This window comes from Neisseria perflava (assembly GCF_024170405.1).
Taxonomy (GTDB): Bacteria; Pseudomonadota; Gammaproteobacteria; order Burkholderiales; family Neisseriaceae; genus Neisseria; species Neisseria perflava_B.
In genome coordinates this window covers 47,246-61,792 of sequence record NZ_JALJYC010000011.1, presented here as the reverse complement: position 1 = coordinate 61,792, position 14,547 = coordinate 47,246, and the positions used below count along the sequence as shown (strand labels likewise).

General features: G+C 51.6%; 10 protein-coding genes and 1 riboswitch. Of the genes, 5 read left to right on the top strand and 5 right to left on the bottom strand.

Annotation, left to right across the window (positions count from 1 at the left end; genetic code table 11):
* Positions 1–137: 137 nt before the first annotated feature.
* From gloA to J2T37_RS05585, 4 genes are all read left to right on the top strand, one after another.
* Complete coding sequence (gene gloA / locus J2T37_RS05600) at positions 138–548, top strand: lactoylglutathione lyase (protein WP_253354407.1); 411 nt, start codon at positions 138–140, stop codon at positions 546–548.
* A 301-nt stretch (positions 549–849) separates the two neighbouring features.
* Positions 850–2,127, top strand: a complete 1,278-nt coding sequence (locus J2T37_RS05595; RefSeq protein ID WP_301286355.1) for an MFS transporter — start codon at positions 850–852, stop codon at positions 2,125–2,127.
* A gap of 77 nt (positions 2,128–2,204) precedes the next feature.
* Positions 2,205–4,337 (top strand): alpha-galactosidase, encoded by a 2,133-nt coding sequence (locus J2T37_RS05590; RefSeq protein ID WP_253354406.1) that lies wholly within the window; start codon positions 2,205–2,207, stop codon positions 4,335–4,337.
* A gap of 80 nt (positions 4,338–4,417) precedes the next feature.
* Positions 4,418–5,413: a galactose mutarotase gene (locus tag J2T37_RS05585; RefSeq protein WP_253354404.1), complete on the top strand. Its 996-nt coding sequence runs from the start codon at positions 4,418–4,420 to the stop codon at positions 5,411–5,413.
* Between the two features lie 66 nt (positions 5,414–5,479).
* Here J2T37_RS05585 and J2T37_RS05580 read toward each other — a convergent pair whose 3' ends face one another.
* From J2T37_RS05580 to J2T37_RS05560, 5 genes are all read right to left on the bottom strand, one after another.
* A complete protein-coding gene (locus J2T37_RS05580) occupies positions 5,480–8,509 on the bottom strand; it encodes a glycoside hydrolase family 2 TIM barrel-domain containing protein (RefSeq protein ID WP_253354402.1) in 3,030 nt (1,009 codons plus the stop codon).
* 104 nt (positions 8,510–8,613) lie between these two features.
* Positions 8,614–9,615, bottom strand: coding sequence for a UDP-glucose 4-epimerase GalE (gene galE, locus J2T37_RS05575; RefSeq protein ID WP_253354400.1), 1,002 nt, complete (start codon positions 9,613–9,615; stop codon positions 8,614–8,616).
* Between the two features lie 81 nt (positions 9,616–9,696).
* Positions 9,697–11,169: a UDP-glucose--hexose-1-phosphate uridylyltransferase gene (gene galT, locus J2T37_RS05570; protein WP_253354399.1), complete on the bottom strand. Its 1,473-nt coding sequence runs from the start codon at positions 11,167–11,169 to the stop codon at positions 9,697–9,699.
* A gap of 13 nt (positions 11,170–11,182) precedes the next feature.
* Complete coding sequence (locus tag J2T37_RS05565) at positions 11,183–12,352, bottom strand: galactokinase (protein ID WP_253354398.1); 1,170 nt, start codon at positions 12,350–12,352, stop codon at positions 11,183–11,185.
* Positions 12,353–12,686: 334 nt separating this feature from the next.
* Complete coding sequence (locus tag J2T37_RS05560; RefSeq protein ID WP_253354397.1) at positions 12,687–13,310, bottom strand: biliverdin-producing heme oxygenase; 624 nt, start codon at positions 13,308–13,310, stop codon at positions 12,687–12,689.
* 210 nt (positions 13,311–13,520) lie between these two features.
* Positions 13,521–13,622, top strand: a riboswitch (TPP riboswitch).
* 100 nt (positions 13,623–13,722) lie between these two features.
* Here J2T37_RS05560 and thiM point away from each other — a divergent pair.
* On the top strand, positions 13,723–14,520 hold the full coding sequence (thiM, locus tag J2T37_RS05555) for a hydroxyethylthiazole kinase (protein ID WP_253354396.1): 798 nt from the start codon (positions 13,723–13,725) through the stop codon (positions 14,518–14,520).
* Positions 14,521–14,547 lie beyond the last annotated feature (27 nt).

Below are 14,547 nucleotides of genomic sequence, written 5' to 3'. Positions count from 1 at the left end.
AGCTGGGATTCGTTCTTAACATATTAATTTCAGCTATATCAAACTTTGCAAATTGTATCGTGGAAATAAAAATTTAATCGGAATATATAAAAGCATTCATGTTAGAATAAACCTTTACCCTTATTAAGGAATCAGCCATGAGAATGCTTCATACCATGCTGCGCGTCGGCGACCTGGAAAAATCCTTAGACTTTTACCAAAACGTGCTTGGCATGCAACTTTTGCGCTGCCATGATTACCCCGAAGGCCGATTTACGCTGGCTTTTGTCGGCTACGGTGCAGAAACCGACCATACCGTTATCGAGCTGACCTATAATTGGGATACCAAAAGCTATGATTTGGGTAACGGCTACGGCCACATCGCCATCGAAGTGGACGACGCCTACCAAGCCTGCGATTTGGTGCGGCAAAAAGGCGGCAAAGTGACCCGCGAAGCCGGCTCGATGATGCACGGTACGACCGTAATCGCTTTTGTCGAAGACCCCGACGGATATAAGATTGAATTTATCCAAAAGGGCAGCGGGGATGATTCGGTGAAATACGACTAATAGCGTGTGAATAAATACAGCGTAATGCCGTCTGAAAAGCTTATGATAAGGCAATGGAAATACCTTGCCTGCTTTTCAGACGGCATTGTTTTATGTTGAATGAAATGGAGGCTGAATAAGCGAAAAAGGGACTAATATAATCGAAATAAAAGACGCTTGAAATACAGGAAATCAGGAATAAACAGCTTACTTGATAAAAATCATATTTAATGTAATTTAACGGGAATTGTAATATTTTTTCCTTTAAAGTATGCGCGTTCTAATTTAACTACTCCTTCTGACAATCTGACCGAGGTGCAATATGGCTGCGATTCAAGAAGCGCAAGAGAATGCCAAAAATTCATGCTATTACCTGAAAAACTGGAATTTCTGGATTTTCGGTGCGTATTTCTTCCTTTATTTCTTTATCATGGCGACGTGTTATCCGTTTTTGCCGATTTGGTTGAGTGATGTCAACGGATTGAGTAAAACCGATACCGGTATCGTCTTTTCTTTTATGTCATTTTTTGCGCTGTGTGCGCAGCCGATTTTTGGTTACATCACCGACAAGCTGGGCTTGAAAAAGCATTTATTGTGGATTTTAGCGGTCGGCTTGGTGCTGTTTGCGCCATTCTTTATTTACGTATTTGGCCCTTTATTGCAAACCAATGTGGTGGCCGGTGCGATTGCCGGCGGCTTGTACATGGGTTTTGTTTTTTCCGGTGGTGCGCCCGCTTCGGAGGCTTTTGTTGAAAAAGTCAGCCGCCACAGCCAATTCGAATTCGGCCGTGCGCGCATGTTCGGGATGATAGGCTGGGGTATTTGCGCTTCCATCGTGGGCATTTTGTTTGGTATCGACCCGAATTTGGTGTTCTGGATGGGTTCGGGCGCAGCAGTGATTTTGTTTATTTTGCTGTTTTTTGCCAAAACCGATGGTTTGGAAGAGAAAGAAGCAAAAGAAGAACGCAAAAGCAAAGTGTCGCTGGCGCAAGCAATTGCTTTGTTAAAGCTGCCGCGCTTTTGGGCGCTGCTGGCTTATGTAATCGGCGTATCTTGCACCTATGATATTTTTGACCAACAGTTTGCCAACTTCTTTACTTCTTTCTTCTCCTCCAAAGCCAAGGGTACGGAAGTATTCGGTTATGTGACCACCATGGGTGAATTGCTTAATGCCTGCATTATGTTTGTGGCGCCCGTCATTATTAACCGTATTGGTGCGAAAAAAGCGTTGCTGATTGCGGGTACGATTATGTCGGTGCGGATTTTGGGTTCTGCTTTTGCACAGGAAGCATGGCAGGTGGTGGTGTTGAAAACGCTGCATATGTTTGAAGTACCGTTTTTGCTGGTGGGTATTTTCAAATACATTACTACGGTGTTTGATGAAAATTATTCCGCTACGATTTATCTGGTGGCCTATGGCTTTGGCAAGCAGGTAACCATGATGTTTATGTCCACTTACGTCGGTACAATGTATGACAAAATGGGTTTCCATAGCAGCTATTTGCTGTTGGGTACGATTGCGGCGGTATTTACTGTGATTTCCGCCATTGTGTTGACCCCTCCGGAAAAAGCGCTGGTTCAGTTAAACAAACAAGCCTAAAAATCATTTCAGACGGCCTCGTCATAAGCACTAAGGCCGTCTGAAAACATCAGGATTAAATGAATAAGGATATTGAAATGACTGCAAAAATTATTCGCCTGCAAAGCAAAAATACCGATTTGATTGTGCGCACCGAGCCTGCCCAAATTCTGTATTGGGGCGCACACTTGGCGCATTTTGATGAAAATGATGTCTTTATGCTGGATCGTGGTGTGTCCAACGGTAGCCTGGATATTGATGTACCGATTACGTTGGCTGCGGAAAACGGCCGTGGCTTTTTTGGTTCGCCCAGCATTGAAGGCCACCGCAGCGGCTATGATTGGGCGCCGGTATTTGAAACCGTTAAAATCAGTCAGGAAGGCAATCGTTTGGTCATCGACGAAGCCGACCAAATCGCCAGTTTGGGTTTGCGTACTGAAATCGAAGGCGATGAAAACGGCGTGTTCAAATTCCGCCATACTTTAAGCAATACGGGTGAAGACGATTACACCGTCAACCGCTTGGCCGTGACCCTGCCACTGCCCGAGTATGCCGAAGAAGTGATGAGCTTCTACGGCCGATGGTGTCGCGAGTTTCAAGAAAACCGAACCTTATTGCGCCACGGTGCCTTTATCCAAGAAAACCGCCACGGCCGCACCTCGCACGAATATTGGCCGGGTATGGTCATCGGTTCGGCAGGTTTTAATCAGCAAAACGGCGAGGTATGGGGACTGCATCTAGCTTGGTCGGGCAACCACCGTATCCGTGCCGATGTTTTGATTGACGGCCGCCGTCATGCGCAGTTGGAAAACCTGTATCTGCCAGGTGAGATGGTGTTGGCGCAAGGTGAAAGCCACAGTACGCCGTGGGTGTACGGCAGTTATTCTGATAGTGGCTTAAACAAAATGTCCAACCAGCTGCACGACCATGTGCGCAGCCATATCGTGCGTTTCGCTGGCGACAAACGCCCGGTGCACTTGAATATTTGGGAAGGCGTCACTTTCAACCATAAACCTGAGCACATCATTGCCATGGCCGAAAAAGCCGCGCAGATGGGGGTGGAACGCTATATTATCGACGACGGCTGGTTTATCGGGCGCAATGACGACTGGGGCGGCCTGGGTGACTGGTATTTGGATGAGAAGAAATATCCCGAGGGTCTGACACCGGTGATTCAAGCCGTGAAAGATTTGGGTATGGAGTTTGGTATTTGGGTTGAGCTGGAAATGATTAATAAAAACAGCAATCTTTACCGCGCCCATCCCGATTGGCTGCTGGCTTTGGACGGCTACGACCAGCCGGAAGAGCGACATCAGTTTGTGTTGGACTTGGTCAATCCCGAAGCCTTTGATTATCTGCTCGAACGCATGGATTGGCTTTTGGGCAACCACGACATCGACTATGTGAAATGGGATCATAACCGCCGTTTGGTGCAGCCCGGCCATTTGGGTAAAGCTGCGGTGGTGGCGCAAACGGAAGCGGCCTACCGCCTGTTTGCCATTTTGCAAGAGCGTTATCCGAATGTGGAAATCGAAAGCTGCGCTTCCGGCGGCGGTCGTATTGATTACGGCATTTTGCAGCATTGCCAGCGTTTTTGGGCATCCGACAACAACGATGCCTTAATGCGCCAAAAAATCCAGCGCGGCATGAGCTATTTCTTCCCGCCGGAAGTAATGGGGGCACACATCGGCGGCCGCCACTGCCATACGACCCACCGCAATTTTACCTTCCTGTTCCGAGGCCTGACCGCGCTCTTCGGGCATATGGGTGTGGAGCTGGATCCGGTGAAAGAGGGCGATGAAGAATGCGCCGGTTTTGCCAAATACATTGCGCTGCACAAATCGCTGCGCCCCTTGCTGCACAGCGGAGATGTCACTCGTTTGGATACAGTTGACTCCAATACGCTGATTCACGGCGTGGTGGCCAAAGACAAATCGCAGGCGGTGTTCCTCATCAGCCAACTCGACCAACCCGATTACAAATATCTTGGACGCATGCGCATTCCGAATTTGCAACCGGAGGCTGAATACAAAGTCAGCGTGTTGGCGGTGGAAGAGTATATCCGCGAAGGCCGTGGCGGACATTTGATGAAAACGTATCCGCAATGGTTTACCGATATTCTGGAGGGTAAAGAATACACTGTGCGCGGCGAATGGCTGGCCAAAGCAGGTTTGAGCATTCCGAGTATCGATCCGCAAAGCGCAGTATTGTTCGGCTTTGAGCGGGTATAAAATACTAGTCTAAAATAGGCCGTCTGAATATTTATCTTTCAGACGGCCTTCGTCATAAATCAAGCAGAGAAGGAAATAATATGCAAACCGAGTCTTTCGGCACGGCCTACGGGCGGGATATTACCAAATACCATTTGCAAAATACACGCGGCACGAGCGTGGGCATATTGGATTTAGGCGGTATTGTGCAGGATTTTGTGGTTAAAGATAAAGACGGTACGCCGCAGAATCTGGTGGTCAGCCTGCCCGACGCTGCCGCGTATGAAAGCAATACCTTCCAGCTCAACAAACAAATCGGCCGCGTAGCCGGGCGGATACGCGGTGCGGCCTTTGAGCTGGATGGGCAGCAATATGAAGTTGAAGCTAACGAGCAGGATTACTGCTTGCACGGTGGTAGTCGGGGATTTGGTACACGAGTATTTGATGTTACCGTGGTTAGTGAGCAGGAATTGCTGTTGCATAGCTTGGTTAAGGTAGAGGAAGACGGATTCCCACATGATTTGGCGATGTCTATCCGCTACCGCTTGGAAGATGACGACAGCCTGACGCTGGAATATCGCGGCACAGCGCGAGGAGGAAGCAGCGTGTTTGATCCGACCATGCATGTGTATTGGCAACTGGCTGACGGGCTGGAGCATGCCGTGTTACAGATTCCGCACGCTGAACATGCGGTTTTAGACAGTCAAAGTCTGCCGACCGGCGAATTTGACAACAATCCGCTGTTTGATTTTTCAGACAGCCGCGATTTGGCGCAGGCCGTAGCCGATTTGCGCCGCAGCGGATTAAAAAACGGGCTGGACGAAATCTACCGCGTGCGCCCGGATTTACAAAAGCCGGTGGCTGTGTTGGACACCGGCGCACACCGCATCCACATTTTCAGCAACCGCAATGGTTTGGTGGTGTTTACCGCCGCTCCAACCGATTTGGCGCAACATCAGGCGGGCTATTACTGCGCCGTGGCAACCGAAGCGCAAACCGTTTCCGATAGCCTGCACCATCCGCAATTCGGCGAAATCCGTTTGCGGGAGGACGAAACCCGAAGCGCTGTCATCCGTTATCAGGTGGAAACCTTATAAACCTGAAGCGGTAAAGACGAGGCCGTCTGAAAATTGATTTTCAGACGGCCTTGCCTTTACCTGCGCTTATTTCAAACGGATATCCAACTGCCAATCGAATGCGGATTCATTCAAACGGTAGCGTTCGTTCAAATTCGGGCCGCAGGAGTTGGTGCCGATACCGCTCATTTTGTAATCGACACACAAAACCGTAGCTTCTGATTCCACCAAATCATAGCAATGCGCCGTGGCGGTCAGCATTTCCTGCGTATAGGGCGACAGGTTGAAGCTGAACGGTTGCGCGGCGCTGATGACTAAATCGGCGGACTCGACAAAGCGGCTACCCCAGTGACTGCCGTTTTCCTGCGGTTTGAGGTAGTCGGTATGGTTTTCTGCGGCGCTGGTGCGGTAGCGGCCGAGTTTGCTTGCATGGTGCTTGCCCACATAGCTTTCTCCGCTGCCATAGCCCAAGTAGGACACCGTGTTGCTGGTTTTTGGCAGGAAAAAGCGCAGGCCGAAGCGAGGCAGGTAGGGTTGCTCGGCCGTTTTTTCCGCGTGAACGGCAATACGGATGTTGCCATCGGGCGAAACCGTGTATGTTACCTCCAGCGTCAAAACGCGTGCGCGGGAAACGGCGGCAATGCTGCTGCGGGTTTTGATGATGACGGCGCCGTCTTGCTGCGACCAAGCGGTTTCATAGGCGCGGGTGGCGACGCGGTCGAAACCGGCGTTTTGCCACAATACGCGGATGAGGCGGTCGTTGTCGGTGGGCGCACGCCAAATGTTGAAATCCAGCGGCGCAGTAATCAGCGCTTGGCTGTCTTTTTGCAAAGCGCTGAAAATGCCTTTGGTTTTGTCGAAGGTATAACGCAGATTGGCGCTGCTCAAATACAGGTTGCGGCTGTCTTCTTCCACCTGCCACGGCGCGGCGGTGCGCGCGGCGGTTTGCGGCGCAACGCCTTCGCCTTCGGCGATGATGATTTGGTCAAAGCCCAGTTCGTGTCCGGCAGAGAGCAGGGCAGTGCGATTTTCCAGCGTGTAAGTCAAATCGAGCAGGCAGAGTTTGCTGCGATCGGGTTGCGGCAAATCCAGCGGTAAACGGGCGGTTTGGCCGGGAGCGCAATCCATTTTCAGACGGCCTTCGACAAGGGTTTCGCCGTTTTCCGAGTAGCGGTAGCCAACGCTCAGGTAATCTTTCAGGTCGGTAAAGTCCAGATAGTTGCTCAGGAAAACTTGGCCGTCTGAAAAACGAGCGCGGGCAGGGCGGTTGATGTTTTTCAACTCTAAAAGATTGCTGTGGGGAATGCGCTCGGGTGAAACCAAGCCATCTACGCAGAAATTGCCGTCGTTGGGCGTGTCGCCAAAATCGCCTCCGTAGCCGGAGCGTTTGCTGTCGGGCAATTTAGGCGCATGGTCGCACCATTCCCAGATAAAGCCGCCGCATGAGCCGGCATGACGCTCGAAGGCTTGGAAGTAGTCTTCCAAATCACCGTTGGAATTGCCCATGGCATGGCTGTATTCGCACAGGATAAACGGTTTTTTCACGCCGTTTTTATCGAACACGCCGCCGCTGGTGTAATAGCGGTCGATGTCTTCTGGTGTGGCATACATTTCGCTGTACACGTCGATGGCGGACAAATCGTTTTGATGTTGGGAATGCTGGTAAATTGAACCTTCGTAATGCACGGGGCGACTGCTGTCGCGTGATTTAATCCATGCGGCGGCGGCTTCAAAGTTTTCGCCGAAGCCTGATTCATTGCCCAGCGACCACATAATTACCGCACTGCGGTTTTTGTCACGCTCGATGTTGGCGCGGGTGCGGTCGAGAATAGCCTCGCGGTAAGACGGATCGCGTGCGAAATAGCAGAAATTGTCGATGGTGTCTTGGCGCACGCGAGCGGTTTCGAGGTCGTTTTCTACATTCAGAAAAATGCTCGGTTCAGGCGATTTGACATACAGCATACTGGCGCCGTGGCTTTCGATATCGCTCTCGCCGATAACGTAAAAGCCGTATTCGCCGCATAATTCGTTGAACCATGGCGAATTGGGGTAGTGCGCGGTGCGGATGGCGTTGATGTTGTGCTGTTTCATCAAGCGCAAGTCGATTTCGGCCTGTGCACGGCTGATGGTGTAGCCGGTTTTGGGGTCGCTGCTGTGGCGGTTAACCCCACGGAATTTGATGGCTTTGCCGTTGATTTTGAAAATGCCGTCTGAAATTTCCACTTTGCGCAAACCGATTTTCTGCGCAATAAATTCGCCGTTATAGGCCAAAATCAGCGTGTATTGCTGTGGATTCTCGGCGTTCCATAATTGGGCATCGTCGATGGCGGCAGATAATGTTTCGCCGCTTTGTTCTAAAAGCAGCGTGCCATCGGGCGCATACAAGCGGAAAGTGACATCTTGCGGCGTTTGGCTAAACTGCGTGCTGACATTGATTTGGGCACTGCGCAAATCGTCAGATAAGGTGGTTTGGATAAAGAAGTCTTGCAAGTAGTTGTCGGGGCGCAGCAAAAGGTACACATCATCGAAAATGCCCGACATGCGGAATTTGTCTTGGTCTTCTAAATAGCTGCCATCGCACCATTTTAAGACCAAGACGGTCAGGGTATTGCTGCCGCTTTTCAGACGGCCTGTGATATCGAATTCAGAAGTGCTGTGGCTCACTTGACTGTAACCGACAAACTCGCCATTGAGGTAAACATAGAAGCAGCTGTCCACGCCCTCGAAATTCAGCAGGTAGCGCTTATCTGCCTGCGGCTCAATGTGGATTCGACGCTGGTACAGGCCGCACGGATTGTCGGTGGGGACATACGGCGGGTCAAAGGGGAAGGGGTAATTGATGTTGGTATAGTGATGATGGTCGTAACCTTGCGTCTGCCAGCAGGAGGGGACGGGGATTTGCGCGCTGAAGGCGTAATTCAGAAAATCCTGAGGCAGATTTTGCAGACTATCGAAATAGGCGAACGCCCATGTGCCATTGAGCGGGATAAAACAGTCAGACTGCTCGCGCCGCCCGCTTTTCGCCTGCGCTTCGTCGGCGTAGGGGATGAAATAGGAATGGTGCGGTGTGGTGTTAACGTGCAAGATATCGGGACGTTCGTAATATTTTTCCAACATGGAATCACTCCTTAAAATTAAGCATAACCATACTGAAGATTGGTTCAAACAAGAGGCCGTCTGAAAAGCATTGGCTTACCGCAGATTTTCAGACGGCCTGACGTTTATTTGCGGTCATCGTAGCCGTTGGGGTGGGTGGAATGCCACTTCCACGCGGTTTCGATGATTTTTTTAATGTTGTCAAACTGTGGCTGCCAGCCCAAGATTTGGCGGGCTTTGTCGGAGGCGGCGATTAAGGTGTCGGGGTCTCCCGGGCGGCGCGGTGCGATTTGGGCGGGGATGGCTTGGCCGGTGACTTCGCGTGCGGCTTGCAGAATTTCCAAATTGGAAAAACCGGTGGACGAGCCGAGGTTGAAGGCGGTGGATTCTTTGCCCTGACGCAGGTAATCCACGGCCAGAATATGCGCATCGGCCAAATCAAAGGGGTGCACATAGTCGCGGATATTGGTGCCGTCGGGCGTGTTGTAGTCATCGCCAAAAATCATCAGCTTGTCGCGCTTGCCCTGCGCCACTTGCAGGATAATCGGTAGGAGGTGGGTTTCCGGATCGTGGTCTTCGCCGATGGAGCCGTCGGGTTTGGCACCGGCCACATTAAAATAGCGCAGCGGCACGAATTTGATGCCGTAAGCCGAGTCCGACCAGCGCATGATGGTTTCCATTATCAGCTTGCTCTCGCCGTAGGGATTGATGGGCTTTTGCGGATCGTCTTCGCGAATGGGTACGCTTTCGGGAATGCCGTAGGTGGCAGCGGTGGAGGAGAATACAATGCGCTTTACGCCGCATTCGTTCATCACTTCCAAGAGCTTAATCATGCCGGCGGTGTTGTTGTCGAAGTATTTGAGCGGCTGGGTCATGGACTCGGCCACCAGCGAATAGGCGGCGAAATGAATCACCGCGTCGATGTCGGGGTGGGCGGCAAACACGCCGCGCATAAAGGCTTGATCGGCCAAATCGCCTTGGTAAAACTGCGCCTCTGGACGGACGGCGGCGCGGTGGCCGGTTACCAAACTATCGACGACAACGACTTTTTCTTTACCGCCCTCAATCAAGCGGTCAACGGTATGCGAGCCGATGTAGCCGGCACCGCCTAAAACCAATACGGTCATGCTTTTTCCTTTTCTTTATTTATGTGTAGCGAGGCCGTCTGAAAAAGTGGAAAACAGTGTGTTTTCAGACGGCCTTAGACATCAAATAATCCCTACGCTTTCAATAAAGCGCATAAACGCAGCCTGGCCTTGCGGGGTGCGCTTGTACACCCCCGCGTCTTCCAATACGCGGGCAAAAATTTTGCCGACGGACTGGCGCACGATGTTTTCGGCATTTTTAGCAGTAACATCGGGTGACTCGGCTTTCAGACGGCCCGCCCATTCTTGATGATACGGTGCGACGGCAGCAGTCTCGCCCAGCAGGAAGCGTTCCACTTCTTTAAGCTCGTCTTTCAAACGCGGCGGTAAAATCGCCAGCCCCATCACTTCAATCAGGCCGATGTTTTCTTTTTTGATGTGCTGCACATCAGGGTGCGGATGGTAAATGCCGTCTGGAAATTCAGCCGAAGTATGGTTGTCGCGCAATACCAAATCCAATTCAAACAGCCCGTCTTTTTTGCGTGCAATCGGCGTGACGGTGTGGTGCGGCTCGCCGTTGCTGTGCGCCAGAATATCGGCCGTTTCATCGGAGTAATGTTGCCAAGCAAGCAGAATTTTGTCGGCCAAATCAGTCAGGCGGGTTTTATCGGCACCGCGCAAGCGGATGACCGACATCGGCCATTTGACCATCCCGGCTTCAATTTCGGCAAAACCTTGGAAACGGAAGGTGCGCTCCAGCGGCGCTTTTTCCATGGCAAACGTATGCCGCCCACCCTGATAATGGTTATGGGTCAGGATCGAACCGCCGACAATCGGCAAATCGGCGTTGCTGCCGGCAAAGTAACCGGGCAGCAGGTCGGTAATGTCCAAAAGCTGGACAAAAGTTTGGCGGGTAATTGCCATCGGAATATGGCGGGTGTCTAAGATAATGCAGTGTTCATTGAAATAAGCATAGGGCGAATATTGGAAGCCCCACGGCTCGCCGCCCAAATTTAGGCGGATAATGCGGTGGTTGGCGCGGGCAGGATAGCCGATACGCCCTTGATAGCCCTCGTTTTCCATACACAGCAAACAGGCAGGATAGCCTGATGATTTAATTTTTTTCGCCGCAGCAATGGCTTTGGGGTCTTTTTCCGGTTTGGAAAGGTTGATGGTGATTTCCAAATCGCCGTATTCGGTGGGCACGGTGTAATAGATGTTTTTGGCAACGGCTTTGGTTTTGACATAGTCGTTGCGTTTGCTTAACACATAAAAATCCGACACCGCCTGATTGGGGTGATGTTGATACGTTTCCCAGAACCGCTGATTTGTTTCAGACGGCCTCGGCGTGATGAAATCCATCAGCGTAGCGCCCAGACAATCTTGCTCGTCCAGCGTGTCGCCGACTTTACCGTTGCTCAGCGCCACGGTAACTAATTCGTCTTTTAAATCAATCAGGTTTTCAGACGGCGTATCAGCATGAGCGCCGTCTTCGCCCACCAAGGCCATCACGCGGTTGCAGAGGTAAATGCGGTCTTCATCGGTGTAATCGCTTTCCTCAATCACGCCGTTTACAAATCGTTCAATCAAACTCATTTGTGCACTCCGCTCAAGCATTCAATACACGGGTGCCGTCTGAAATTTCGGCAATGTAAAATGAAGGCGCATAGCCGATTTTATCGGTATAAATCCGACCGACGTTTTCTTGGAACGCCGCCACATGCGCTTTATCCACGATGGCAATGGCGCAGCCGCCAAAACCCGCGCCGGTCATGCGCGCGCCCAATACGCCGGTTTGTACCCAAGCTGCATGTGCGAGGGTATCCAATTCTACGCCGGTCACTTCGTAGTCATGTTGTAAAGAAACATGCGAGGCGTTGACCAAACGGCCAAACTTGGCCAAATCGCCTGCTTGCAATGCCGCGCGTGCCTGCAAAGTGCGTTGGTTTTCCCATACCGCATGGCGGGCGCGTTTGAGGCGGTTTTCATCCTGGATTAAATAGGCATACTCGTCAAAAGTTTGCGCATCGAGTTGGCCTAAAGTTTGAATAGACAAGGCGCGGTTGAGCTCGCCGACGGCAGTTTCGCACTCACTGCGCCGCTCATTGTATTTGGAATCGGCCAGCTCGCGGCGCTTGTTGGTGTTCATAATCACAATGACGTTATCGCCCAAATCCAGCGGCACCAAATCGTATTGCAGCGTATTGGTGTCCAACAAAATGGCTTTTTGCGCCTGTCCCATGCCGATGGCGAACTGATCCATAATGCCCGAATTGACGCCGATAAATTGGTTTTCCGTTTTCATGCCGGTTTTGACGATGTCGGGGCGGTCAATGTTCAAACCGAATAATTCCTGCGCCATTACGCCGGTAAGCATTTCCAAAGAGGCGGAAGACGACAAGCCCGCGCCGTTGGGCAGATTGCCGTAAATCCAGATGTCCATCCCCTTGTCAATCACATGGCCTGATTCTTGCAGGAATTTAATCATACCTTTGGGGTAGTTGGCCCAGGAGTGGGCAGGGTCAAACACCAGGTCTTGCAGGGGGACTTCGATGATTCCGGCTTCGGCAAAATTGGCGGAATAAAAGCGCAGTAATTCGTCATCGCGTTTACGCGCAGCGCCGTAAGTGCCCAGCGTGATGGCGCAGGGGAAAACGTGTCCGCCGTTGTAATCGGTATGTTCGCCGATGAGATTGATACGGCCGGGAGAAAAAAAAGCGGCATCTGCTTGCACACCGAAAATCTGTTGAAATTGCTGTTTGATTTCTTGTGTCTTCATGGAAAAGCCCTTTGGTTTACGGCAGCTGTTTGGTAGCAAAGCCTCCCGCTGCGTTTTACAGGCTGGTCGGACTTTGTAAAACAGATGTTACGATTGAAATGTTTGGCAAAGGATAGCGGATTCTGAAATAAAATTCCATAGCGAAACGGCGTAGAAAAGGGAAAACATTTTGATTTGAATCATATGATAAATTATTACCAAAAAAAATTTATCAATACAAAATGTTATGTTTATTAAGAATAAATATTGGATAAGATAAAGGCCGTCTGAAAACAGCGGGGTAAACTGTTTCAGACGGCCTTTTATAGTGTCTATTTAAATTAAACAAACAGAATCAATGGCGGTGCGCTTCCAAACCTGCCGGTGCTTCCGCGCCTTCGGGTAGGCCGAAGGTTTGGCGCAGGATGACTTTGTAAAATTCAAACGCGTCTTTCGCGCCTTGGATGGCTTCGGCCTCGGCTTCGGGGCTTAGCGGCAGGGCGTTGAGGTAGCCGACAAATTCGCGCCAATGTTTGCCGCGGCCGTCGGGGTGGGGAGCCAGGTGGCGCGCGCCGTTGTCGCCGTTGTAATCCAGCGTTTGCGCATGTTTGAACAGGAATGCTGCGCCCAAATTCGAGCCTTCGGCGCAATACAGCCAGCCGATGGCTTTGTTACCGGTTTCCTGCGGCAGTTCGCCGGTATAGGCATAGGGTTGCGCACCCAAATCAGCCAAGTCTTTCACCACGGCATCGTAACGCGCCATGTATTCCAGCTCGGGAATGGCTTGGTTCAAGGTCGAATCTTTATAGATATGATCGACGGCTTTGTGGAACACGGATTGCAGTTGCAGGAATTTGATGTAATTTGCTTTATCGGCAAACGGTTTGACTGACATGACTAATTTATCCACGCTGTCGTGCAGCCCGGTGGTGTCGGCTTTCAGACGCTGGGCAAAGGTGGTTTCGGTTTGGTCGCTCATGATGGGTTCCTTGTGTTGGGTTTCAGGCGGCAAGGGGGAAAAGGCCGTCTGAAAAATGAGTTAAATTAATAAATTTAGCCGGTTTATAGGCGGTTAAGCACTCTGTCATAAAATCAAGAATAAGAATATATATTATTTCTATTTTAATAACAAGTGGCGATTGCGTATCTTTTTCACAGTTGTCGCCGAAGCAAAAACTGCGTTAAGATAGCAAGACAGTCGGGGTGCGGCGCCGGAAAGTGCAGCCGCTGAGATGATACCCGTGAACCTGATGCAGTTAACGCTGACGTAGGAAACTGGCACACATGCGGCAAATCGGTTTGCCGTCGGGCACAATCCGCGTATCGGCGCGGATTGTGCTTTTTTGTTGCCCGTTGTTTTATTCGGGCGATAAAACCCTAGGAGAAACAAGATGTTTGAGCTGATAAACCGAGTGCGTGCGGAAAATCCGCTGGTGCACAACATTACCAACGCCGTGGCTGCGCATTTTGCCGCCAATGGCCTCTTGGCGGTGGGTGCGTCGCCGATTATGGCGGACGAACCGGCGGAAATGGCGGATATGGCCGCCATCTGCGATGCGCTGCTGATTAATATCGGCACGCTCAACCAAAGCAGCATTGAGGCCATGCTGCTGGCGGGTAAGGCGGCGAATGCGCGGGGGCTTGCGGTGGTACTCGATCCGGTCGGTGTGGCGGCGACGGCGCTGCGGCGTGAAACGGTGGCGCGTCTGCTCTCGGAGGTCAAGTTTGCCGCCATACGCGGCAATGCGGCGGAAATGGCGTTTGTGGCCGGGGAAAGTTGGCAAGGCAAAGGCGTGGACGCGGGGAGCGGCAGCGCGGATGTGGCCGCCGTTGCGCAGGCGGTGGCGCGGCAATACGGCTGCATTTCGGCGGTCAGCGGCGCAACGGATTATGTTTCAGACGGCATCAAGACTTTTGCCGTGCACAACGGTACGCCCATGCTGCCCCAAATTACCGCTTCGGGCTGCCTGCTCGGTTCGGTAATCGCGGCGTTTTTGGCGGTGGCGGATAAGGCGGAATATCTGAATGCGGCATTGGCGGCCTGCACCGCCTACGCGGTGGCGGGCGAGAAGGCAGCGGCGGGTTTACACCATACGCAAAGCGGCAGCTTCGGCGTGTGCCTTTTGGATACGCTGGGGGCGTTGATGGCGGAAGAAGTGGCGCTGGCAGCGAGGATAGAGGCCGTCTGAAAATTGACGGGCAGGGTGGGTTTCAAC

Bases quoted from the DNA above. Each gene is read 5' to 3' on its own strand.
- gloA (WP_253354407.1), top strand. From the start codon at position 138: ATGAGAATGCTTCATACCATGCTGCGCGTCGGCGACCTGGAAAAATCC.
- J2T37_RS05595 (WP_301286355.1), top strand. From the start codon at position 850: ATGGCTGCGATTCAAGAAGCGCAAGAGAATGCCAAAAATTCATGCTAT.
- J2T37_RS05590 (WP_253354406.1), top strand. From the start codon at position 2,205: ATGACTGCAAAAATTATTCGCCTGCAAAGCAAAAATACCGATTTGATT.
- J2T37_RS05585 (WP_253354404.1), top strand. From the start codon at position 4,418: ATGCAAACCGAGTCTTTCGGCACGGCCTACGGGCGGGATATTACCAAA.
- J2T37_RS05580 (WP_253354402.1), bottom strand. From the start codon at position 8,509: ATGTTGGAAAAATATTACGAACGTCCCGATATCTTGCACGTTAACACC.
- galE (WP_253354400.1), bottom strand. From the start codon at position 9,615: ATGACCGTATTGGTTTTAGGCGGTGCCGGCTACATCGGCTCGCATACC.
- galT (WP_253354399.1), bottom strand. From the start codon at position 11,169: ATGAGTTTGATTGAACGATTTGTAAACGGCGTGATTGAGGAAAGCGAT.
- J2T37_RS05565 (WP_253354398.1), bottom strand. From the start codon at position 12,352: ATGAAGACACAAGAAATCAAACAGCAATTTCAACAGATTTTCGGTGTG.
- J2T37_RS05560 (WP_253354397.1), bottom strand. From the start codon at position 13,310: ATGAGCGACCAAACCGAAACCACCTTTGCCCAGCGTCTGAAAGCCGAC.
- thiM (WP_253354396.1), top strand. From the start codon at position 13,723: ATGTTTGAGCTGATAAACCGAGTGCGTGCGGAAAATCCGCTGGTGCAC.